This window comes from Porphyromonas cangingivalis (genome assembly GCF_900638305.1).
Taxonomy (GTDB): domain Bacteria; phylum Bacteroidota; class Bacteroidia; order Bacteroidales; family Porphyromonadaceae; genus Porphyromonas_A; species Porphyromonas_A cangingivalis.
Window position 1 is genome coordinate 1,609,550 of sequence record NZ_LR134506.1, and the last position, 23,308, is coordinate 1,632,857.

Sequence of the window (23,308 nt, forward strand, 5' to 3'; positions counted from 1 at the left end):
AAGGCTCTATGCAAAGTTACAAATTTATATCTTTGTCTCTATAATATAGATACATGTATAGTGATGAGAACGAAGAAAAAAACAGTACAGGTCGACTGGAAAAACAAGACCGACATGAAGCTCTGCTATACCATCAGCGAAGTCGCACAGATGTACGGCATCTCTGAGGTGACGATCAGGTACTGGGAGCAGGAGGGTGCGTTCAAACCCCGACGCTCGGCTTCGGGCACTCGCTACTATCATCGTGAGCATCTCATCGTCATCGACAAACTGAACTATCTCATCTATGACAAAGGCTTCACCCTCAAGGCAGCCCTCTCTCGTCTGCACGTGGACACCACCGAAATCGAGGTCAAAGTCATCGATCACCTCAAAAACATCGCCGAGAGGTTGAGAAAGATCTCCGAAAGTGCCACACTCCTCATGGAACAGAAGCCCACACGTCCATCTGACAGCACCCAATGACCGCATCCCCGACACACAAGATCGAGCGCACCCAAGACGGCAGTACTACCCTCTACAACGAAGCCCTCGACGAACACTATCACTCCTGCTTCGGTGCAAGAGCCGAGTCACTCCATGTCTTCATAGACAATGCGCTCGTTCGTGGCGAGACAAGCCCCAAGAGTGTCCTTGAGATAGGCTTCGGCACAGGGCTCAACGCCCTGCTCTCACTCCTCCATACCGAGCGACATCCCGACTACGAGGTCCTCTACACGACATACGAACTCTTCCCTATCTCGGACGAACTCGCAGTGGCGTTTGCCAACTCCTTTGACGAAACCGAAAGGTCATGGCTCCGCAGACTCCATGCAGCTCCTTGGGGCGAAGTGGTGGAGATCACCCCAAGGTTCAGACTCCACAAGATCCAAGCCGATGCACGCTCGGTCACCCCTCCCACACCTCTCGCCACTGCCGTGTATATGGATGCATTCTCGCCCGAGAAGTGTCCCGAACTTTGGGAAATCGAACAGCTCCGACGTCTCTACGACTGTTGTGCTTCGGGTGCTTACCTCTCCACCTACTGCGCCAAGGGGGCAGTCCGCAGAGCCTTTCAGTCGGTAGGCTTCGAGGTCTTCCGCACGCCCGGTCCTCCGGGAGGCAAGCGCGAGATCCTCGTCTGTCACAAACCATAGTCTCCACATTCGCCATCCGCCCTCTCGTCTCCCCACAGAGACCTCCTACACGCATCCCAAATCAACTCGTACAAGTGCCGAAATCAAGTCCTACGACTTTCGCCACCAAATCGTACGACTTTCCTCATCAAGTCCTACGACTTTTTTTCATGTGGGCAGGAGGTCGATAATCAGTTGCTCTTGCCGGTGAGGGCTTTCTTGATCTCGTTGAGTTTGTTAAGGGCTTCGAGCGGGGTGAGGCTGTTGATGTCTATGTCTGTGATCTCGCTGCGTATCTGCCCGAGGACAGGGTCATCGAGCTGGAAGAAGCTGAGTTGGTAGGGCTGTTCGGCCGCCGGGGTTGTGGTCGAGGGTATCTTCGTGATCGACAGAGACTCTTCCGAACGCATCTTAGCCGCTGCTGTCTCCAAGGTCTCAAGGATCTCCTCGGCACGAGAGACGATGGGGCGAGGCATCCCTGCAAGCTGTGCGACATGGATACCGAAGCTGTGTTCACTACCACCGGGGATGAGCTTGCGCATGAAGATGACTTTACCGTCACTCTCCTTGACCGAGACATTGAAGTTGTGGATACGAGGATAGATGCTTTCGAGCTCGTTGAGTTCGTGATAATGGGTCGCAAAGAGGGTCTTGGCACGACCATTGGGATGCTCGTGAAGGTACTCGACGATGGCTCTTGCGATGGAGATGCCGTCATAGGTGCTGGTACCACGACCGAGCTCGTCGATGAGGATGAGACTGCGACGTGTGAGGTTGTTGAGGATAGCGGCAGACTCGGTCATCTCGACCATGAATGTGGACTCTCCTCGGGATATGTTGTCCGAAGCTCCTACACGGGTGAAGATGCGATCGACGATACCTATCCTTGCCGAGCGTGCAGGGACGAACGAACCGATCTGAGCCATGAGGGTGATGAGAGCAGTCTGTCTCAAGAGTGCTGACTTACCCGACATATTGGGCCCCGTGATGACGATGATCTGAGTGCCGTCGGTGTCGAGATAGACATCGTTGGGGACATAAACCTCACCGGCAGGGAGGAGGCGTTCGATGACAGGGTGACGCCCCTCCTTGATGTCGATGACTTCGCTGTTGTCGACGATGGGGCAGTGATAGTCGTTGGCCTTCGCAATCTTTGCAAAGCTATTGAGCACGTCGATGGTGGAGATCACCATGGCATTGCTCTGAAGGATGCGCATATACCCTCCGAGGGTGTTCATAAGGCCTGCGAAGATCTCGGCTTCGAGGGCTTGGATCTTTTCTTCCGCACCGAGGATCTTTTGCTCATACTCTTTGAGTTCTTGTGTGATATAACGCTCGGCATTGACGAGAGTCTGCTTGCGGATCCAATCTTCGGGGACCTTGTCTTTGTGGGTGTTGCGGACCTCGATGAAGTAACCGAAGACATTGTTGAAGGCAATCTTTAGGTTGGGGATGCCTGTACGCTCCGACTCACGTGCACGGATCTGCATCAGATAATCCTTACCTCCACCGGAGATCTCGCGAAGGGCATCGAGCTCGGCATTGACACCATCACGGATGACGGCACCACGTCCAAGGGCTATGGGTGCATCGGGATTGATGTAGTCCTCTATCTTCTGTGCCAACTCGTCACAAGGGTCGAGCGTGATGGCGAGATCCTTGAGCGAAGAGACTGTGGAAGCCTGGAGCATATCTTTGATGGGGCGCATGATGCGAAGTGCTGTCGCCATCTGAAGCATCTCACGAGGGTTGATGCGAGATACGGCAACCTTCGAGGAGAGACGCTCAATATCCCCGATACCACAAAGGAGATCATCGAGTCGGGCTGCCTCTTCGGGCATGTCGAGGAGTGCTCTGACTGCCGTCTGCCTCTTCGATATCTCGACAGGATCGAGCAGCGGAAATACCGTCCAACGCCTCAAGAGCCGCCCCCCCATGGGGGTGCGAGTGGCATCAAGCACATTGATGAGAGAGACCCCTTCGTCAGAGATGGGGTTGAGGATCTCCAAGTTGCGGAGGGTAAATTTATCAAGACGGACGAAGTGGTCCTCTTCGATCTTACGAAGAGAGGTGATGTGTCCGAGTTCTTCGTGACAAGTGGCTTGGAGGTAGTAGAGGATCGTACCGCAGGCGATGATGGAGAGGGTGTTGGTCTCTATGCCGAGCCCTTTGAGGTGGTGCAGCTCGAAGTGCTTCATCAGACGGTCTCGACCATAATCTTCGGTAAAGACCCAGTCTTCGAGGGGATAGATGTTGAGCTTGTCACCGAAGTGGCGAGTGATCTCATGCTCCGTGCCACGCTTGATGAGAACCTCCTTGGGATTGAAGTTGTGGATGAGCTTGTCGATGTCGTCGACATAACCTTGAGAGGTGAGAAATTCGCCCGTCGAAAGATCGAGGAATGCCACACCGGCCTTGCCGGCTCCGAGGACAACGGCCGCAAGGAAGTTGTTCGTATTCGAGACGAGGACGGTATCGTTCATCGTCAAGCCGGGAGTCACCAGCTCTGTGACTTCACGTTTGACGAGCTTCTTGGTGAGCTTGGGGTTTTCCATCTGATCGCAGATGGCGACACGTTTGCCGAGGGCGACGAGCTTAGGGAGATACGTGTCCAAGGCATGGTGAGGGAAGCCTGCGAGTTCGACATGGCTGGCAGAGCCGTTGGCGCGCTTCGTGAGGGTGATCCCCAACAACCCCGACACCTCTATCGCATCGGTAGAGAAGGTCTCATAGAAGTCCCCGACACGAAACAAAAGGATGGCATCCGGATGTCGTTGTTTGATGGCATTGTATTGAGACATCATCGGTGTCTCTGCGATCTTAGCACACATAAGTATATGTTTTTTCTTCTTGTATTCTCGATAATGTGTTGAAAAGAAAGTTGTACAACCTTTTTTCGTAGGGTCTACTTCGTCCGTTTGGCCATGTGGGAATGGATGTCAAGCAGGTAAGATAGACTGAGCCCGACCTCATAGCCGTTGTTGTGCCGTCCGAGGAGCCCTTCGGCAGGGAGAGCCGAGGGCGCGAAGAGATAACCTGCCCCCACCCTCATCCCGAAGGTACGGTGGGTGACGAGGGTCAGTCCTCCACCGATCTTGACAATGGCCGATGCACAGGTATAGTCCTCGATCTCCATCCCATCGGCACTTACTGTCAAGATCTTGCCTACACGACCTGCAGAGAGATAGCCTGCACCGGTCTCCAGATCCCACCACATCCGTCCGCCGAGGATGGGTCTCATGTACGACAGACCGACAAGGAGCGCATGGGCATTGAGGTGTTCGTGGCGTTCGCTGTTTTCGCCTCTGAAGATCCTGGCCTGCACCACCGTACCGAGGTTCTTATACACCGGCACACGAGCCGAAAGACCAAGAGATAGCATCGGCCTGTCGGGCGAAAAAGCTCCGACCCTCTTGAAGAGTCCGGTCCGTGCGTTGTCCAGACTCAATAGGAAAGGAGAGGATTCGCCGAGAGCAAAGGGCTTCGTCAGACAAACTCTCTTTCGCCCAAAAATCCAATCAGAGAGGAAGTAGCCCAAGTACACGGACGAAAGCCCTACCGAAGCACCGGCAAGGACATCGGTACCCCAATGACGGTTGTTGGCGATGCGTGACATCCCCGTGAGGGTCGCCACGCCATAACCTATCCCTGCCAGCCACGGATATTGCTGTCCATACTCGGCATCCAGGATGGCAGCGCAAGCAAAGGCTGTACCTGTATGCCCCGAAGGAAGAGAGTTGTGCGCCGAAGCATCGGGGCGCAGACGACCGATAGAGTACTTGCCTCCCTGTATGATTGCAGTGAGTATCGCAAACGATGAGGCTTGTGCCACAAAGGACTCCCAGACCGTCTGAGAGCGTCCGGCCTTGCCCATACCCAACAAGCCCCAAGTCACAGCCAAAGGCACGAGCTGTGTATAGTCGTCGAGCCTTGTCTTGAACCCTCCGATATAATGATGCCTCAAGCTCCTCACACTACGATCCTCTTCCCACATCATGAAGCCCATACCGAGAGTGACCTGAGCCGGGATGATGATGGCTGAGAGGGGTTCGGCCTGCACGTAAGGGACATAAGTCGCTCGGGGCAAAGTCCCCAAGAGGCTGTCCTTCCTGTGCGTCACATCCATCTGTTCCCCGAGACCTTGGGCTCGGAGATGAAGGACGGACAAAAAGCAAAGTGCGATGGCAAGTACAGATCTCATCACTGTCGCAAGCTCCCCCCGATCCTAAAATTGATTGACTCCCTGACGGAGACCACCCAAAGCCCCTTCAAGACCGCCACCGAAGCCACCGCCGCTTCCACTGCGACGACGGCGCATCTCCTCCTCACGCTGTTTGTTGAGGTCACGACGTTTCTTTTCTTCAAACTTTGTCTGTATCAATTCTTTTGGCTTTTGCTCGCGCAGAGGTGTCGCCCTCGGCACCCAATTCTCCTTCATCTTCCAGTTCTTGAGCACTTCGATGAGCTTGGGGAGATAGAAGACCTCTTCGGGCTGCTCACCCTTATCGTAGTCTCCCACATCCCACACGCCATTGGCATTGCGGTCGAGATACATACGCACACCGTACTTCGCCGGTAAGAGATCTCTGAATATAACGTTGTTCCCGGTGACGGGGAGCACTCTGATGACCTTGTCTTTCTCGTCGAGCAATTCGAAGACCTTTGCCCCCGACACTCCGGTGACTGCTATCTCCAACTGGGAGAAGTCTCCCGAAGGCTTCACCGTAAACTTATCTATCTGTGTCGCATCCAAGTGATTGCCTGCGATATCGACAAAGAGGAGTGAATCGAAGTGCACTTCGTAGTCTTTCTTGTAGTCCAACTTAGCCTCCAATATACCTTGGGTCACACTCCCCGGCTTCATCATCACCCGTATCCAAGGCACCTTGGTGAGGATCGAATCCTTACGGTGGAAGAGGGAGATCCCTTTGAGGGCGGTAGAGTCTATGGGTAAGGTCGTCTTGAACGTCATAGAGTCCACTACACCGCCGTTACCTGCACGGTTGAAGGTCACTTTGAGAGGAGACGGCTCCTTCTCTGCCACAGAGGCACCCTCTGCCTGATCACCGACATCGGCTCCGGGAGGAAGATCGCCGGCAGTCATGCCGAGAAAGTCAGTGGGAGCTATGGAGTCATTGGGGGATGAGAGAGACTCCGTATTCGTTGGATTGGACTTCTTTTTGTCCGTTTGAGATTTCTTTTTATCCTCTTTCTTCTCTTTCTCCTTCTTGTCTTGCTTGATCTTGGGCGGACGGAGAGAGAGACTGTCTGTGACCAGGATGGGGAGGTTGAGACTGTCGATCGAATTGTACGTAACGAGGAACGAGTCCGCCTTCTGCCACACCTTGTCGAGGAGATAGACAGAGACCTTGTTGCCGTCGTGGATGTCCGCCACGGCTGAGCGAGCAGCTACACTATCGGGACGAGCGAAGAGTGAGTCCGGCCCGAGGGGGCGCACGGTAGGCGGTATCGTCACCACGTCATTGAACTCCAGCTCGATCATCATCGAATCCTTACGCTCCCTCTTCTTCAAGAAACGACGCTCCGTCTTGGCCGTATAGAACCTCAACACCAAGTCGTCGGGGAGATATCTCGTGTATTGTACGGGGATGATTGTATCTATGGTGAGAGAGTCCTTACGGATCGTGTCGTTGCGCATGGCAGGGACGGAAGTCGTCAAGACCGCAGAGTCAAGGAAGGCTATCCCATCCGTGGGATTGTCATAGCGATAGTTGCCATCACTCTCCTTGAGGGCAAAGACCTTGTATCTTCCGTGCTTGATGTTGCGCAAGACAAAGAAAGAACGATCCGAAGACCTTGACATACGGAGGAAGACCGTATCCTTGAACGCCCTCACACCTGCCGTATCAGGGTGAATACCTATCAATACACCTTGGACAGGCTCGTGGGTACGAGCATCCATGACATGTCCGGAGATCTCCATCGTGTCAATGACACTGCCTGTACTGAAGGCGAAGGAGAAGTTTTCGAGAGGGTTCTCCTCATTGTTGTCTACCACCGCATCGGTGAAGTCGATGGTGTAAGTCGTATTGGGCAAGAGGGTATCCTGCAGCTCCACCACGACACGCTTTCCGATGGCGGAGATACGTGGCATCTGTAACTGTGGTGGAGAGATGATGACCTTCTTGGAGACATCCTTGACCTTGATGTACTCGTCGAAGTAGAGATTGATCTTCTGACTCTTGATGTTCGTTGCACGGATTTCCGGCACAGCCTTCAACAGCTTAGGCGGAGTCTCATCATAAGGGCCTCCTCCGGGTGTCATCCTATTCGCACAGCCGAAGATGAGCACAAGAGCGAGGATAAAAGTCCCCAACAAGATGAATAACGGTGAGCCCGTCCGCATTATCTTCATATTCCTATTCACTATATCGTTTGTCCCCTCCCGAGCCCTTGACGGCCGAAGGGTTGCTTTGTTTCATCACCAAATGCCATATCCTTGTCTCGGACATAACACACAAACTTATGAAAAATCGTTGGAATACGGGGCATAAATTCCCTGACACTTGCAGTTTTGTGCGGAAATATGAGAGTTGGGAGCAAGGAATAGCAGAGAAATGCTATCTATCTGATTAACAGATAAGATTGAGTATATCTGCACCACCTTGCACCGAGGATAAAAGGCGAAAAAGGGCGGTAAAAGGAGCGAGTTTAGTTACCAAATCGTTCCCCTTTTGAGGCTTTGGCAAGAAGAGGAAAAAAGTGGCAACTAAAACGATGCTTTCTCATTCGTTTTCAGCGTTTTGCGCAGCGACAACTATCTCTTAGAGGTCTAACTTTGTAAACAAAAACAACGATGAAAGAAAAGACATTGAAGTTGCTCTTCTACCTCAAGCGAAGTACGCAGAGCAAAGACGGCAAAAGCCCCATTATGGCTCGCCTAAGTGTGGGGCGAACAATGGTACAGTTTAGTTGCAAGACAAGTTGCTCGCCCAAGCTATGGGATAGCCGTAAGAATAGGCTTGTAGGCAAGAGTGCCGAAGCCGTGTCCGTGAATACTGAGCTCGACCGCTTGCAAGTTTCCGTCCATCGAGCCTTTGAGGGCTTACAGCGTAAGCAAGGCGAAGCGGTAACGGCAGAGGCGGTCAAAGCCCTTGTGTTTGGGCTAAACAGCGGTAGCCAAGGTTTACTCTATCATTTGGAGGAATACCTCGCACGCTTTCGTGAGCGTGTGGGCATAGACCGCAGTGAGCGAAGGTATAAGTGCCTTTTGCAATTCCGCAACCATCTCGAAGCCTTTATCAAACACCGCCATCGAATGGGCGATGTGCCTGCACCCAAAGCCGACAGAGCCTTTATAGAGGATTTCGAGGGTTATTTCTCTCGTGAGCTGGGATACAAACTCAATACCACGGCTGGCTACCTCTCTATGCTGGCATCGCTACTGAAAGACCTACACAAACGGCACATCATCGACTCTTACCCTTTCTTAGGCTATTCTATCCGTTGGGATGTTGGCTCGCCACGCTACATTACCAAGGAGGAACTCCTGCGTATCGTAGCCTTAGACGAAACGCAACTGGGCGATTATGAGCTGGTATCAAGGGATATGTTCGTCTTCTCTTGCTATACGGGCTTGTCTTACACGGATATTTACCACCTCACAGCAGAGCATCTTATCGAAGAAGGTGGTATGACTTGGATACGCAAACCACGAGTCAAGACTGGCAATATGTGCCACATACCACTCTTGCCCGAGGCATCTGCCCTCATTGAGCAATACAAAGGTATTCACAACCGAGCTTTTCGGCACGAACCGCCCAAGGGTTATCTTCTACCCATTCCTGGGGCAGATACCGTCAATATCCACCTCAAGAAGATTGCCAAGCTCTGCAAAATCTCTAAACGATTAACCTTCCATATGGCTCGCCACACTTTTGCCTCGCAGATGACCCTATCTGAAGGGGTATCTATCGAGAGTGTGTCGAAGATGTTAGGGCATAGTCAAATCAAGACTACACAAGTCTATGCCGAGACTTCTCCCGAGCGTGTGTTTAGAGATGTAGAGCGTATTCTTCCCGAAATAGCCCACTATCGTTTAACCAACTAAGCCTACCACAATGAAAAGTACATTCTCAGTTCTGTTTTATATAGACCGAAGCAAGACTAACGAGGAGGGGCTGTGTCTTATCCGCTGTCGTATCTCCTGCAATGGTAAAACCTCCTCATTCTCTACCAAGCAATATACTGCCCCCGAAGATTGGCAAGCCAAGAGGGGGCAAGTAAAAAGCTCCGCTCCCACAGCACAAGGCATCAATAACACACTGAATGCAACTGAGCAGGGATTGAATGCACTCTATGAGCGTATTCTCCGAGAGGAGCATTACATCACAGCCGAGTACCTCAAAGAGCAGCATCTGCGTCAGAACAAGCCCCAACAAACGCTCGTGGAGCTTTATAGCTCGCTACTCCAAGAGAAGGAGGCACAGAGCGGTAAGACGCTTAGCAAGGCTACGATTAGAGCCTTTGGGGATAGTTGCAAGAGCTTTGCTCGTTTCCTTGACAGCAAGGGAAAGAGGCGATGCTTACCCTACGAAGTGGATAAGGCTTTGATAGAGGACTATCGCCTCTATATGCTTCGTGATTTAGGTAATAAAGCAAGCAGTGTTGCTAATCGTCTTAGGCATTTGCATCAAGTTGTCCGTAGGGCTATTATGGAGGACTATATGCGAGAAGACCCATTTGAACTCATAGACATCGAAACACCCACCTACGAGCGAAATAGCCTTAGCGGAGACGACTTACAGAAACTATTGGCTTATCGTCCGCACCGCTCTATGGATAACCACCACCGACTGATATTCCTTTTGGGATGCTTCACTGGTTTGGCTTTCTCAGACATCAAGAAACTGCGTATGGAGGACATCTATACCCTTAGCGATGGACGCAGATACATCTCGCTCTACCGCACCAAGACGCAGAATTGTTGCATTGTACCACTCCTGCCTATTGCGGAGGAGATACTCGCCTTTGTAGGGCAAGGACGCACTGAGGGGCTATACTTTCGAGAGTTCCCAGTAAACTGCTATTTCAATCGTAAAATTCGTGAGCTGCTCGTTAAGGCTGGTTGCTCAACATCGACAGAAGTAAGTTCGCACATGGCACGACATACCTTTGCCACGACCATTTGTTTGGAGAACGGCTTACCGATTGAGACAGTGAGTAAAATGTTAGGGCATCGCTTTATCTCCACTACGGAGCTATATGCCAAAGTCAGCAAGCAGAAAATCGCCAAGGAGATGCTCCCCTTAATGGGAAGCGAGCAGACACAGACGCTACGCAAAGCCTTGCGAGTTTGTCCACCAAGAAAGAAGTCAATATCCAACCAAGCCGAGCCGTCCACCGCCTAAGGGTCGTATTCATATCGGGCAAAGGTACAAGGGCGGTCTGTTTGCCTATCAAGGTCAAGTCCTGCGGAGGGAGGGAAGAATCTCTACCGCAGGACTTCTTGTATTATAGCGGTAGTATTCATTCCCTCCCACCTTGCTCGGCAAGACCGCCCTCGAGAGAAAAGCCCGAACGAACACGACAGACTCAGGCTCTTTGGACGCAAGCAAGGCTTAAAGCTATCTATCGCTCTGACTATCGGTTGAGAGGTAGCTCAAACAATCGTGCTGGCTATCGCTCAAACAGATTATAAAACTCTTGATAAATCGAACGTTCGATTTATCGATTTATCGATTTATCGACAAATCGACATCTCAAACTTATAATTCTCGCCCATAGGAACGAGCCAACACCTCATCTCATTACCGCAATACAAGCCTATTGGAGAGGCTTCGTTTCTTGTCATTTCCTTGACTTTCTGCCTTCATCTACAGCCCATTGAGGACTGCATTTCTCCGCCTAATTTTGCCCTCAAATAACAAAGCAGGCGAGAGCGATAGCCCTTGCTTGCACTAAATCAAGAACGCAACCTAAAACCAACCGAAGCAATGAGAATTATCATCGTAGAGGGCAAAGCGTGGGAGATGCTCCGTTCCTCCTTTGCCGACTTTATCCACCGAGTGGAGCAGTTCATTGGTAATCCGCCCCAAACAGAAGCGTGGCTCGACAACGAAGCCGTCTGCCGTAGACTGAGCATCAGCAAGCGAACCTTGCAGACGCTCAGAGATACAGGCAAAATCCCCTTCTCAATGATTGGGCATAAGTGCTACTACAAAGAGAGTGACATCACAGAAGCATTGAACTCAAAAACTGAATGAACCCATTATGGCAGAGAATGAAATGATTACAAGAGAAGACCCTCAGATACTGGTGTTTACTCAAATGATGGAGGGAGTATTAGCCAAATTGGAGCGTTATTGTGCCTCGGCTCGCCCAATGTTAGGCGGAGAGGTCTTCCTCACTGGCGAGGAAGTCTGCGAATTGCTTAAACTTAGCAGTCGAACACTCCAAGAGTACCGAAGCAATGGCGTCTTAGCTTTTTACAAGATAGGAGGCAAGATATTGTATAAGCAGAGCGACATCCAAGCGATGCTCGAAAGGCATTATAACCCCATTCTAACAGTCAGGAAGTAGGATTAGACCAACTCAGGTCAGAATAGACTTAGGTCAGTTGGTCAATTGGTCAGTTAGTCTATTTAGACCAAGTCCCAGAGTAACTCATACAACTACCTCTGAACTCAATTTTGAAACCATATAATGACCTCTGAACTGCGTTTTGGAATTACACAGCAAACTCTGAACTCAAGAACTAACAGACTTACTGAATGCTGAGCAATCAGCGACCCAAGCATACCCCAATCTTGATATTGGCAAGGTGTGTCTTTGTACCACAAATTAACATTTGTCGCACAAAGCCCCTTGACCCGAAAGGGGATTAAATCACTCCAAAGTCGTGATTAAAGAACAATGAAAGAAAAGAAAACGGACAAGCCAGACGGCAGATGTGCCACTTGTCCCAAATGGGACAGATGGCACATCAGATTACCCAATCCTAAAGACCAACAGAAGGTCATTGACCTTTACCAAAGGTCGGGTGCAAAATCAAAGAGTGACTTTGTTAGGGCAAGACTCCTCGGAGAGACATTCAAAGTGATAACAGAGGATAAGTCAGCGGAGAAATATCTGCGTGAACTCTCTAGTATAGTAACCCTAACTTATAAGATTGGCATTCTCTACAACGAAGCAACCAAAACGCTTAATAGCTACCATTCCATCGCCACTGCACAGCGGATGCTCCGCAAACTAGAAAAGTACTCCGCTCTCCTCATCAAACTCCAACTGCAAGCGATCAAACTGACTGAAGAGTATGCTGATAGATTTGGATGATATCTTTATTTTTTCTGCAAAGAAATGCTTTCATCAGCCGTTGATACAATTCTGTCGGCACTTTCTGATGTGTTCATCTTTCGGGTCCCTTTTAGCTTATCATTCCCAATAAATAAGGAGATAGAAAGAGTGACAGAAGGCTGGTGCCAATTCTTCTTGAAGTGCATCTCCATGGGTAGTCCTACGACTTGTCCTTCGGCTATATTGCTATTCAGAAGGTCTCGCCCTGAGAGGGAAAATTTCCAGTTGGCAATCCGTTTGCTCACGGTCAGATCAATCCACCATTGCGGTTTGGTAGTCTGGTATACTCCCATAAACAGAGGACTATAATAGGTTGCTTGTGCTAAGATGTTCCAATTCTTCGGGAGGCTTAGACTCTGACTGTGCATCAGATAATAAGCATTGAACGTTCTATCTATGTGGCTATCGTTGACCACCCCTCTGTCAAATTGTCGATGAAATGCAAAGTAGGTGGAAGCAAGCCAATTTATCCCTAGATCCTGATTGTTAATAATAGGAATAGGCAGTCCTGCAACGACTCTGATGTATTGACTCCTATCCAAATTATTGCGAGAGAGGTAGTAGTTACTTCCTTGCCGACTTATCATCTCGACAATAGGAAGGCGTTCGTCCGAATAGCTGAATTCAAGACTGGCAGCCCTCATAAAGGAGTAAGTGAGCGATAGGTTGTATCTAAAACTGTTCTTCAGATCGGGATTGCCTTTTCGCTTCAAGAAGCCCGAAGATCCTGAAGTATATGGTAGTAGGTCTCTAAACTGTGGGCGATTGTAATAGGACGATAAGACTAACGAGAGTAAATGATGCCGAGCGATGCTATAATCCACACTAAAGTAAGGTTGCCAATTCCACCAGCTCCATCTCTGTGCTTTGTCCTGAGAAAAGACTCCCGATAAGGCTCGAATGTCGTTATTAAGCTGTACCCCCATTCGTCCGTTTATGCTCTTATGCTGATAATAGAGTGTGGCATAGACGGAGTTTTGATGCTCTCTATATCTCAGATCCAGCTCTCCTTTTTGAGCTCTCTCATTAAGCAAAGTGTGACTACTGATAATGCCTGTCTGTATCTTGAAAGAAGGAGAGAATCGATAGAAGAAGTTTGATGTGGCACGATAAGATTGAGTTCTATTATCATGCTCAGAGGAAGCTGCCTCTTGGAGTGATTGATACAAGATATCACTCTTACTAAACAGCATATCCCCATTAACATCCCAAGCCCAATTGTCTCTGTTAAAGTGATGATATAGAGTCCCCGTTACGACATTCCTGTCAAGATTTACCTGTGACGTGTGATTGTTTCTCAGAGCCTCCGTAATCTTAGATAAGCCTATTCGACCACCTAATAGAGAACTCTTGGACAACTGAAGATCCGAGCCAGCTTCTATGCCATAAAGTCTACGAGGAGTGATCGTTGTGGTATCAACACCAAAAGTAGTCTCTAAGGTTTCCTTGCGATTGAGATTAGAGATCGAAGCAGAGAGATAGTTGCGAGAGATCCCTTTGTTTAGGTTAAATCTTCCTCTTAATGCTTCTGAGAAAAGATCTCCTCTCTGAGAAGTAATATCCGAGGAGACAAAGATATTGGACTCGTCTTGCCAAGATTTCTTTTTGGTTATGATATTGAGTACAATATCTAAGTTGTTTCCATATTCTGGTCCAGGATTACGTATTACCTCCACGCTCTCGACATCGCTCGTGTTAAAGGTGGTAAGATAGGAGAGAACTTCTTCTTTTGGGAGCAATAACACACGACCATTCAGAGCAATAGTCACATCATAAATGCCATAAGCGCTCAGTCCTGCCCCCTCTCTCTGATAGATGCCAGGTAGATGTTTGATACCATCCAATAGGTTGCTACCCTTCATACTTGGATTGGCATTTAGATTATACACAGGGTTTACCCCTTTATATGAGACGAAGGGACGATTTACCCTTACTACGACTTCCCCTAATTGAACAGCCCTCACAGAGATCTTAATAGTGCCTATGTCTATGGGCTGATCCTTTATGGTCAACAGATTGGACTTCGGGTTATACTCTTCTCCCAAATAAGAGATCGAATAGGAGTACCGAGATGGTGCTAAAAGTTGCTTGAAGCACCCATTTCTATCAGTAACCGCAGGGAATGTAGCAAGGCTATCAGCCACATTCCTAAAAAAGATGACAGCTCCGATCAGAGGATCTCCAGCCTTGTCGACAATGGAACCTCTTGTCTCAACTACAGACTGAGCAGATAGAGATACTATCGAAGAGAGAATGAATAGGAATACAATGAAACTTCTTTTCATATGATGATCTGATTATTAATTAAATTTCTTAGTATGCTATCTTGAATGTTTTCTATGCAAATCACATCTTTCTGTAATTCTTCTGTCGTATTAGAGTCTAATTCGATTACAGAGTAGTCGACATTGTCAATTAAATATGACTTGTTTTTATTATTCCAAAACAAATACCTGTTTTTGTTGAATTTGAATATTTTCACATTGTTGGATTTGGAATGATTCTTTGAAACAAAATTATACAGATACAGCCACGGCTCCCATTGTTCTGGATATTTCTTAAGTAAAGGATCTGCAATAGAATATATTTTTCGTGTTAGCAAATCTGCCTCAATACTCCGATCTGTATATCGCTCAGATGGCAATAGTTTAGGAAACACCTTAATTGAAGGATATTCTCCTTCATTTCTAAAAGTGATGATTGGCACAATGGGAGTATTGGTAATAAGAGCCAAATGGGCAACTCCAGAACGAGCAAGAATTTCCGATTCTAATATTCTAACAGATGTTAACTTTGTTTCTTCTGTAGCAATTCCAACTCCTGTATTCCCATCTATAAATACAAATAAACTCCTTCCATCTTTGAGATCTTTTGCCATGGATAATAATGAATGAGGAGAATTTGCATTTATAAGTTTCACTGGAGAATTTCCTGACGCAAGACTTGAATATTTACTAATTATTTCTTTCTGAGAATCAATTACTTTTTGCGATGCCAATAATGTAATAGGTTTCTTTAGAGTTAGCAAATACAATAGACTCAATCTGTATGAAGACAAATGAAAAGAACAATAAATTGCGGGGGTATGTAAGTGATCAAGGTTGTCTGATATTGTGCAATAGGTCAGTATGCTTACATCTGACTGTTCTTGCCATGCCAATTCTTGATTTATCAAAACAGAACGAAGAAAACTATCATACTGTTCTTCTTTTAATTCGGGATAGAAACGCTTTAGAGACGCAATTATCATAGCTCTCTGAAGGGTATTCTCTCCGTCCTTTAATCTTTTCTCGATAATTGAGTTAATCGATGCTACTTTCTTTGCGTAGTTGTAAGACATACTTTTTTATTGTATTAGTTGTTTGTATTACCGAAATTGATGAAAAATAAACTCCCACAAATAATAGTATTGTAGAGATAAGGAATATCCAAATACTATTATCAGAAGGAATAGAATTCTGCATTAGCATTGATATTAATGTCACTAAACGTCTAAAGGCAAATATGACAAAGGTGGAAACCATCGTAAAAACAAAAAGAAGGCTAATACAAGAATAGAGATATACAAGAATTGGGTATGAAAATTCTCTCTGATTACATTGTCGAAACTTAGCCCCAATCCACAATACTATTTCCGCTATAGCAAAGTAACTTTTATTTCTCAAGTTAGTTATGCCGAAAATGTCGCTAAAAATCCAATATCCATCAAATCGAAATAATGGATTCATATTATATATAATAACAATTAAATTGTCAAGTATTATAGCAAAAAGTATATGGTTTGGCATTGTATACAGAAAAGAAAACAGCAAAAGAATTGTCATTGATATTATTTGAAAATAAAATCCTGCAACATCAATCACAATTCGTTGGCGTCTTGTTGCCATCCATGATCTAGAGACATCAGTGAAAAATACTGGGAAATAAAGATAAAATCCAAAACCAATTTCTTTTGGGGAAACCTTGTAGCGTTCAGAAGCTACAGCATGCCCCATCTCATGTATAAATATGATTCCAATACTTATTACAATATAGAGAAGCACCAAAAACGGATTACTTTTTATTGTAGCGAATAATTCATGGCGATTTACGCAAAATAAATCCCTATGTCGCAATAATAAAAGAGAAAAAAATGTTGCCATCACAACAACAACAACCTTTGTGTCAAAAAGCGATGACAATCTTTTTAATAGAGTCGTACACCTCTTCTCTTCTAGCCGAACTAATGTTTTCTTGAATTTTATGTATGCACTTTTGTGGCAAATATGACTCTCCTCTATTGATTCCATCTTTTTTCTAACCAAATCTATATCAGAGTGTTCTAATCGTATATCGCTAAATTTTTTTGATACACTATGCAGAGTATCTTCGTTTGAAAGCCCCTTAATAATACAAATAATTAGATGTTTCGTAATATCATTAACCTGAAAATATCTTCCTTTGTATGATACATTCCAAACACCTTTTTTTTGCTGAGAAACACTAATTTCCCTTTCGTTTTTTGCAGATTCCATTTTACAAAAATCTATAAAGAAGTCTACAATCCTTCATTCTATAGTCAATCTCTGGAGAGGAGTAGTGTCCCTCCTCTCCAGGATTGCATAAACTTAGTTAGGGGTTTAGTAGATCTAACTTATCTTTTATAGTGCCAGTGATGGATTGCTCCCCGTACCACCTCCAGAATTGATCTCTGGCTTGACTTTGATGTCTGGCTTGACTTCGATTGTGCCGCCATTGCCGCCATTGCCGCCGTTACCACCACCATCACCACCATCACCGCCATCGCCACCAGAGCACTTCCTTTCGCAAGATCCCCCTGCAGCTTCCATTTCGAAACGGTCTTCTAGTTCTTCAAACTTGATTCTTTCAAAATCTGTTTTACTCATTTTGATTGATTATTTAAGTTATAACTCCTATTCTTCACTCAAGGATTTTTGTGCCTTTACAGTAAGGTCTGGACTGTTTTGATACCAAAGTAAGCCAACTTTGTTCGTGAGTTGATTTTTGCGATCGACAAGAAATTATCGATGCAAATCCGAAGGGCACGCCCTTCTTATTTGAGTTGTATCACACTTTATAATTATCAACAGCGCTTATTGATAGGTTTTACATTTGCAAATGTTCTATAACCTTGATTATCTTGACAATACCCATTCGGGTAATTCTGTGTTCTCGGCTTGATTTTCACCCATTCGGGTAATTCTCTTTGGGTTTCTCTGAACTGAATATCAAAAGCTAGATAAGCATACTTGAGCATAAACTCATCTAATCCTTCTTTGTAGATAGTGATAGGAATTGTGGTAGATCCGAGATAACTTATTCCCTTGGATAGGGGGGTCGCTTGAATATGCAAAGCCCCTAATGTACGCAATAGTTTTTGATCAATTTCAGCCAATAAGACACCTCTATTGTATCGAAATATTGGGCTAATAGCATATAGCATCAAGAGTTTGAAAAGCCTCCCGTTATCTGTATAATTTCGGTTGATTGCAAAACGACCTATATGCCACAAGTGCTTGTGATCATGGCGTAATTGCTCCAGATCTATGAGATGATCTCCAAAAAGTTTTACCAATGGTATGGTGTGCGGATTTTTATCCCAACAAGCTATACGAATGGCACCAATGATATCTCCTTGAGTATTTTTAGCTACGATAATGGAGGAATACTCATAGAATGCCTGTTCTTCTTGTAGTACATGATGATACTCTTCACTACTCTCACAAGATGAAAGCATTTTTCCTTCGTGGTGCATAAAGTTTTCTTCAACCACAAACTTCGCTAAAGATGCAATTCCTTTTTTATCGATTTGCCATAGCGAGATGTCGCCTTGATGCGTTATAAATCTATCCATATATTGATTATATATTATTTTGATGCAAAGCTCGTGATGAAGCATTTGGGACGCAATACCCGAACGGGTGATTTTAGTTCAATAAGGTTCAACTATCATGTTTTTCACCCTTTCGGGTAATAAATCCTTATATATTGGTATATTTGTATCACAGAGCAATAAAAGCTGGTATATGAAAGAAAATGACAGTATTCAGTTCCAATTACCGAGTGATGTCCGACCACAAATAGAGGAGTCGGAGTATCATACCCTGCAACCATATATTGATTCTGTTAAGGCATTTGCACGAGGAGCCTATAAATCACTCTACATTATAGATTACTATCGCATGAACTTCCTTTACGTATGCGACAATCCGTTATTCTTATGTGATGAAGCTGTAGAAGATGTCCTTGAGGAAGGATACAACTTTTATCTGAAACATGTTCCCGAGCCGGATCTCCTTTTTCTACAGCAAGTAAATCGTGCTGGGTTTGAGTTCTTTCGTGATATAGCTGTGCAAGACAGAGCGAAGTATAGTATATCCTACAACTTTCATCTATACGCAAAGGAACCTCGAGAAAGTATGCTAATCAATCATCAAATCACACCGCTTAAACTTGATGCGAGAGGAAATATCTGGCTTGCTCTATGCGTTGTCTCATTAGCCCCCTCCACCAAAGTTGGAGTTGCGTATATTTCCTCGTGTAATCCTGAAAACAGATGGATTTTTAAGCCTCAATTAGGAAGATGGAAGCAAATAGAACCGATAGAGCTTTCTTTAAATGAAAAAGCCGTGATTCGTTTATCGAACCAAGGCTTATCAGTTAGTGAAATTGCGCAACAGATCAATAGATCTGAAGATTCTGTGAAAGGCTATCGTAAAAGCCTATTTGCTAAGCTCGAAGTAAGCAACATTACAGAAGCAATCTCGATAGCAACTCACCGTAAGTTAATTTAAGTCATCGCAATCGGAGTAGTAATAGAACTTCGGGAAAGTCTTGACAAACTCTCCTCGTACCAATCTCAGTATAATGGCAGTACACAAACCTCCTGCTAACGAAGATGCGATACTTAATTGTGGAGGTGGCAACAGGCTCTCTTCTTGTTCATATTTCTGAACTATCTCTTCTATCCAAATTTTTGGACGGACCCAATAATTGAAGTAGTCCGTCAGATGTTTTACTGCTTTCTTTTCAAAACCTATTATACTTTCGTTTTCGGAAAGTAAACTATCAAGTTTTTGTCCATTGGGAGCAATAACCATTACAGCACTTGCCCAACCAATATTGTAGGGGTGTAACACATACATCCCTTTTTCTGTACATAGGTTGTCAAAAATGAATGGGATGTCACTCTTGAAATCTAAAGCATTGATTGCGACATCATGTTCATTGATAATATCTTCTATGTTGTTTTCGTCAATATATTTAGGGATCGCCACTATCTTAGCCAATGGGTTAATCCCTAATAGACGCTCCTTAAGAGCCTCTACTTTGGGACGTCCAATATCACTAAATAGATAATTCTGTCGATTGAGATTACTCTCCTCCACGACATCACCATCAACAATAGTAAGATGCTCAAAGCCTAAACGCAATAATGTTTCTGCAATGTTACTTCCGATACCCGCACCTCCGAGCAAAACTCGATAATCTTTTATCTTCTTTTGGTCATTTTCGGACAGATATATCCGATTTCGTTCATATCTTTTCATAGAAATCTCTACTTAATAGTTACGATTACAAAGTTCAGACCTTATTTGAACACTCACAATACCCAAACGGGTAATTTTTATTGGGGAGCATACTTTTTCTACAAATAAAATCAGAGTTTTTTTGGTTAGATGATAGGAATAAGATACCTTTGCAACGAGCAGTTAAGCGTTCTTTGAGTTGTAGCAGGACGTAGAGATAAAGTGCAGTTCGCTCGTTTCCAAATCGTTCCCCTTGGACTAATTGACAGCCAGCCAATAGCTCGTAATCAATAGGTTAGTGCTCACAAACATCCTTCTATGCGGAAATATGGGAGTTAGGAGTAAGGGGGAACAAGAAAACCCTATCTACCTGATTAACAACATCTCTTTCGTTTCAGCGCATTGATTTTCATCACGATAAAAGGCAAAAAAGGCAGTTTTAGGAGCGAGTTTAGTTTCTTATCCGTTCCCTTTTGTTCTTTTTGCAGGGGTAAGCAAAGTGATAATCAAGCAATGCTTGAAAGGCACTATAACCCCATTCTAACAAAGAGATAGTATGCTAGGAAGAAAAAGACAAATCCTTTTAGGCGAGCTTAAACGTCTTAGAGACTATGAAACTAAGCCCAAGAGACCTAAGCTTGCCTTTGATTGTGATGAGGACGATGAGAATAGGATGTCCAATTTTAGCAATTAGCAGAATAAGCGAACGAGGGGCGACAATCTCGGGCTATGTGGAGCGAGTACTCAGAGAGCATCTCGAGCAGTACAAAGACGATGTAGAAGTATGGAGGAAACTCTGATGCCTTGCGTGCTTAGCACTCAAAGCCCATCTGAACACCTGCACTCAATGGGTGCAAGTGTTCAGATAAGGGATATACCGAGTTTTTTTCGGTAGCAAGGTGTGTCTTTGTACCACAAATTGTCATTTGTCGCACAAAGACCCTTGCCCCGATAGGGGTATCAATCACGCCGAAGTCGTGATTAAAGAACAACGAAACCAATGAAAAGAAGGGATACAGACAAGTCAGACGGCAGATGTGCCACCTGCCCACGATGGGACAGATGGCACATCAGAATACCAAAGCCCGAAGACCAGCAGAAGCTCATCGAGTTATACCGTAAGTCGGGAGCGAAAACCAAGAGCCACTACGTCAGAGGACGGCTCTTGAATCAATCCTTTAAGGTCATCACAGAGGATAAATCCTCGGAGCCGGACCTAAGAGAGCTGAGCAACATCCTCACTAAATTGAGAATCATCGGTGTGAGTTACAACGAAGCCGTCAAGACACTCAACAGCTACCACACGGTTAAAACAGCCCAAAGAATGATACACCGGCTCGAAAGATACTCCGCTGCTATCATTAGACTACAGGTACAAGCGATACAGCTGACAATGGCATTTGATAGTCGAGTTAAACAGACTACCAAGTAATGACCTTATCCACAATCGCCTGCTGTTCACTGGCGGTACGGCGTAAATAGATACGCGTAGTTTCGATGCTTTCATGCCCCATCAGGTCAGCCAGTAGAGCTATATCGTTGAACGCTTCTAAAAAATTCTTGGCATACCGATGACGGAAGGAGTGTGGGTGCATTACTTTGGGATTGATGCCCCATTGATGGGCGAAGCGTTGTAATTTATGCCGAATAGCTCTTGGGGTTAGCTGCCTGCCTTGCTTGTCTAGGAATAAATGCCCACACGCTATGCTGGATCGCTTCAACCACGTCTCCGCCTCTATGCGGAGATCATGAGGGATGAAAATCCGACGAACCTTCCCTCCCTTGGTGTATAGGTCTAAGTAGCCCTCCCTTATATGCTCAGTCTTGAATTGTACTAATTCGCTCACTCTAGCTCCCGTTGCACCTAAGAAGCGAACGAGAAAATACCACACTCCCTCCTCCTCAGCTTTGAGCTTTGCCTTGAGATATTGATAATCCGCATTGCTTATCACATTCTCGAGATAGGTCCTTTGTTGTATCTTGAGTGATTTCAGCCGAAGGTGAGGCTTCCCGATGAATACTAAGAATTTGTTGAGTGCTTGAATGCGTAGATTGACTGTCTTGGGCTTAAATTGCTCTATCTGTTCCGCCTTGTAAAGCAAAAGGGTTTCCCGATTGAAGCTGGAATACTTCTTTTCAAAATCCTCCACCGCGTAGAGGTAGGCAGTAATCGTATTGTCCGATAAGCCTTCTTCCCTCAGTTGTTGCCTAAATGATTTTACCATATTACTTGATTTTGTATCTAAGTAATATCGCAAAAAGCTCGCCGATTTACGCTATTATAGGCAACCCACCGTATCAGCTTACTGTGGCGAAAAAGGAAACAGAAAATGGGCAAAAGGCTGTTATAAATATATTTCAACATTTCCAACTGCTTGCCGATAACCTTGCACCTCGCTTTTCTTCGCTTATCTATCCTGCTGGTCGGTGGATTCATCGCTCGGGCAAGGGCTTGGCTGATTTTGGATACAAGCAGATCAACGATGCCCGCCTCGCCCGTCTGCACTTCTACCCTGACTCTACGGATATTTTTCAAGACGTTGGTATAGCCGATGGACTTTCTATTGTCTTTAAGGATAGGGCGAAGAGCAAGGGAGGCTTTATCTATGCTTATACTAAGGCAGGGGAAACGATAGAAGTACAGATGTCCAACCCTGGTGAGGTTTTGATGGCTCTCGACCCGATGGCAGAAAAGATTAGCCAAAAGATACAGACCTTCGTTCGGGACAGATTTAATTACATTTTCAACTCGGTATTGCCCCGTAGCCTCTTTTCTATAGAGAGCGATTTTGTGGAAAACAACCCCACATTGGTGCGCCCCTATAAAGAGGGAGAGAATCTTAGCAACGACGAGATAAAACTCTTTACCAACGATAAAGCAGGTAAGGCAGGACGTGCTACTTGGTATGTAACCAATAAAAATGTTATCAAAACAGGCGGGGAGCAGCTGTCTCGCTGGAAAGTGGTGGTATCTAGTGCGAATGCTGGAGGACAAAAGCGTAGCAACCAAATTGCCGTCCTCGACAATAGGTCTGCTTTTGGTCGCTCTCGAGTCGCTCTCAAAACCTTTGAGACAGAGAGCGAGGCTAGAAACTTCTATGTCTATTGCCAAACGGACTTCATCCGATACGCTTTCCTCCTCACAGATGAAGCACTAACATCTTTAGGGAAACTTGTTCCCGATTTGTTGGACTATACCGATGATAATGGTCTGATTGATTACACTCAAGACGTAAATGCTCAGCTCTATAACATATTTGGGATAGATGAAGAGATGCAGGCGATTATCAAACATGCTCTTCAAGAAAGGAATTAGCTAATCCTGTAAATGGAACGCCCGTATATGTC

The 23,308-nt window shown here is 45.8% G+C and carries 20 protein-coding genes and 1 pseudogene; 11 read left to right on the top strand and 10 right to left on the bottom strand.

From position 1 onward, the window contains the following. Nucleotides 1-63: 63 nt before the first annotated feature. Together EL262_RS06660 and mnmC2 are read left to right on the top strand one after the other, a co-directional pair. A complete protein-coding gene (locus EL262_RS06660; RefSeq protein ID WP_025837307.1) occupies nt 64-465 on the top strand; it encodes a MerR family transcriptional regulator in 402 nt (133 codons plus the stop codon). After that, nucleotides 462-1,136, top strand: coding sequence for a tRNA (5-methylaminomethyl-2-thiouridine)(34)-methyltransferase MnmC2 (gene mnmC2 / locus EL262_RS06665; RefSeq protein ID WP_078735679.1), 675 nt, complete (start codon nt 462-464; stop codon nt 1,134-1,136). The genes EL262_RS06660 and mnmC2 overlap by 4 nt, the downstream gene beginning before the upstream one ends. Before the next feature lie 170 nt (nt 1,137-1,306). Here mnmC2 and mutS read toward each other — a convergent pair whose 3' ends face one another. The 3 genes from mutS to EL262_RS06680 all read right to left on the bottom strand — a co-directional run bounded on the left by mutS (nt 1,307) and on the right by EL262_RS06680 (nt 7,491). Next, nucleotides 1,307-3,946, bottom strand: coding sequence for a DNA mismatch repair protein MutS (mutS, locus tag EL262_RS06670; protein ID WP_025837305.1), 2,640 nt, complete (start codon nt 3,944-3,946; stop codon nt 1,307-1,309). A 74-nt stretch (nt 3,947-4,020) separates the two neighbouring features. Continuing rightward, nucleotides 4,021-5,316, bottom strand: coding sequence for a phosphatase PAP2 family protein (locus EL262_RS06675; RefSeq protein ID WP_078735678.1), 1,296 nt, complete (start codon nt 5,314-5,316; stop codon nt 4,021-4,023). A gap of 24 nt (nt 5,317-5,340) precedes the next feature. After that, on the bottom strand, nt 5,341-7,491 hold the full coding sequence (locus EL262_RS06680) for an Ig-like domain-containing domain (protein WP_036853409.1): 2,151 nt from the start codon (nt 7,489-7,491) through the stop codon (nt 5,341-5,343). 441 nt (nt 7,492-7,932) lie between these two features. On the opposite strand from EL262_RS06680, the gene EL262_RS06685 reads away from it, so the two are divergent. The 5 genes from EL262_RS06685 to EL262_RS06705 all read left to right on the top strand — a co-directional run bounded on the left by EL262_RS06685 (nt 7,933) and on the right by EL262_RS06705 (nt 12,410). After that, entirely contained in the window at nt 7,933-9,186 is a 1,254-nt protein-coding gene (locus tag EL262_RS06685) for a site-specific integrase (protein WP_025837298.1), read from the top strand. Nucleotides 9,187-9,196: 10 nt separating this feature from the next. Next, nucleotides 9,197-10,486, top strand: a complete 1,290-nt coding sequence (locus EL262_RS06690; protein ID WP_025837296.1) for a site-specific integrase — start codon at nt 9,197-9,199, stop codon at nt 10,484-10,486. Nucleotides 10,487-11,071: 585 nt separating this feature from the next. Then, nucleotides 11,072-11,341: a helix-turn-helix domain-containing protein gene (locus EL262_RS06695; protein ID WP_025837294.1), complete on the top strand. Its 270-nt coding sequence runs from the start codon at nt 11,072-11,074 to the stop codon at nt 11,339-11,341. Nucleotides 11,342-11,348: 7 nt separating this feature from the next. Beyond that, entirely contained in the window at nt 11,349-11,657 is a 309-nt protein-coding gene (locus EL262_RS06700; RefSeq protein WP_025837292.1) for a helix-turn-helix domain-containing protein, read from the top strand. 333 nt (nt 11,658-11,990) lie between these two features. Continuing rightward, entirely contained in the window at nt 11,991-12,410 is a 420-nt protein-coding gene (locus EL262_RS06705; protein ID WP_025837290.1) for a plasmid mobilization protein, read from the top strand. Between the two features lie 5 nt (nt 12,411-12,415). Here EL262_RS06705 and EL262_RS06710 read toward each other — a convergent pair whose 3' ends face one another. From EL262_RS06710 to EL262_RS06730, 5 genes are all read right to left on the bottom strand, one after another. Beyond that, nucleotides 12,416-14,716, bottom strand: coding sequence for an outer membrane beta-barrel protein (locus tag EL262_RS06710; protein WP_025837287.1), 2,301 nt, complete (start codon nt 14,714-14,716; stop codon nt 12,416-12,418). Next, nucleotides 14,713-15,771 (bottom strand): lysophospholipid acyltransferase family protein, encoded by a 1,059-nt coding sequence (locus EL262_RS06715; protein ID WP_025837285.1) that lies wholly within the window; start codon nt 15,769-15,771, stop codon nt 14,713-14,715. The genes EL262_RS06710 and EL262_RS06715 overlap by 4 nt, the downstream gene beginning before the upstream one ends. Continuing rightward, on the bottom strand, nt 15,734-16,945 hold the full coding sequence (locus EL262_RS06720) for a zinc metalloprotease (protein ID WP_025837283.1): 1,212 nt from the start codon (nt 16,943-16,945) through the stop codon (nt 15,734-15,736). Before EL262_RS06720 ends, EL262_RS06715 begins: the two co-directional genes overlap by 38 nt. 126 nt (nt 16,946-17,071) lie before the next feature. After that, the gene (locus EL262_RS06725) at nt 17,072-17,317 is read right to left on the bottom strand and encodes a hypothetical protein (RefSeq protein ID WP_025837280.1); all 246 of its coding nucleotides are present in this window, start codon (nt 17,315-17,317) and stop codon (nt 17,072-17,074) included. 197 nt (nt 17,318-17,514) lie between these two features. Next, nucleotides 17,515-18,285 (bottom strand): N-acyl amino acid synthase FeeM domain-containing protein, encoded by a 771-nt coding sequence (locus EL262_RS06730; protein WP_078735677.1) that lies wholly within the window; start codon nt 18,283-18,285, stop codon nt 17,515-17,517. Between the two features lie 97 nt (nt 18,286-18,382). On the opposite strand from EL262_RS06730, the gene EL262_RS06735 reads away from it, so the two are divergent. Continuing rightward, nucleotides 18,383-19,225: a response regulator transcription factor gene (locus EL262_RS06735; RefSeq protein WP_244919651.1), complete on the top strand. Its 843-nt coding sequence runs from the start codon at nt 18,383-18,385 to the stop codon at nt 19,223-19,225. Here the strand turns inward: EL262_RS06735 and EL262_RS06740 are convergent. Further along, on the bottom strand, nt 19,217-19,981 hold the full coding sequence (locus EL262_RS06740; RefSeq protein ID WP_025837274.1) for a ThiF family adenylyltransferase: 765 nt from the start codon (nt 19,979-19,981) through the stop codon (nt 19,217-19,219). The genes EL262_RS06735 and EL262_RS06740 overlap by 9 nt on opposite strands. A gap of 677 nt (nt 19,982-20,658) precedes the next feature. Here EL262_RS06740 and EL262_RS10165 point away from each other — a divergent pair. Further along, nucleotides 20,659-20,760 (top strand): annotated as a pseudogene (locus EL262_RS10165) (DUF3408 domain-containing protein); the annotation flags it as partial. A gap of 200 nt (nt 20,761-20,960) precedes the next feature. Beyond that, entirely contained in the window at nt 20,961-21,392 is a 432-nt protein-coding gene (locus EL262_RS06750; RefSeq protein ID WP_025837272.1) for a plasmid mobilization protein, read from the top strand. Here EL262_RS06750 and EL262_RS06755 read toward each other — a convergent pair. After that, nucleotides 21,382-22,185, bottom strand: coding sequence for a tyrosine-type recombinase/integrase (locus EL262_RS06755; RefSeq protein WP_025837270.1), 804 nt, complete (start codon nt 22,183-22,185; stop codon nt 21,382-21,384). The genes EL262_RS06750 and EL262_RS06755 overlap by 11 nt on opposite strands. On the opposite strand from EL262_RS06755, the gene EL262_RS06760 reads away from it, so the two are divergent. Continuing rightward, a complete protein-coding gene (locus EL262_RS06760) occupies nt 22,173-23,276 on the top strand; it encodes an Eco57I restriction-modification methylase domain-containing protein (RefSeq protein WP_078735675.1) in 1,104 nt (367 codons plus the stop codon). The two genes, EL262_RS06755 and EL262_RS06760, sit on opposite strands and share 13 nt — an antisense overlap. Nucleotides 23,277-23,308 lie beyond the last annotated feature (32 nt).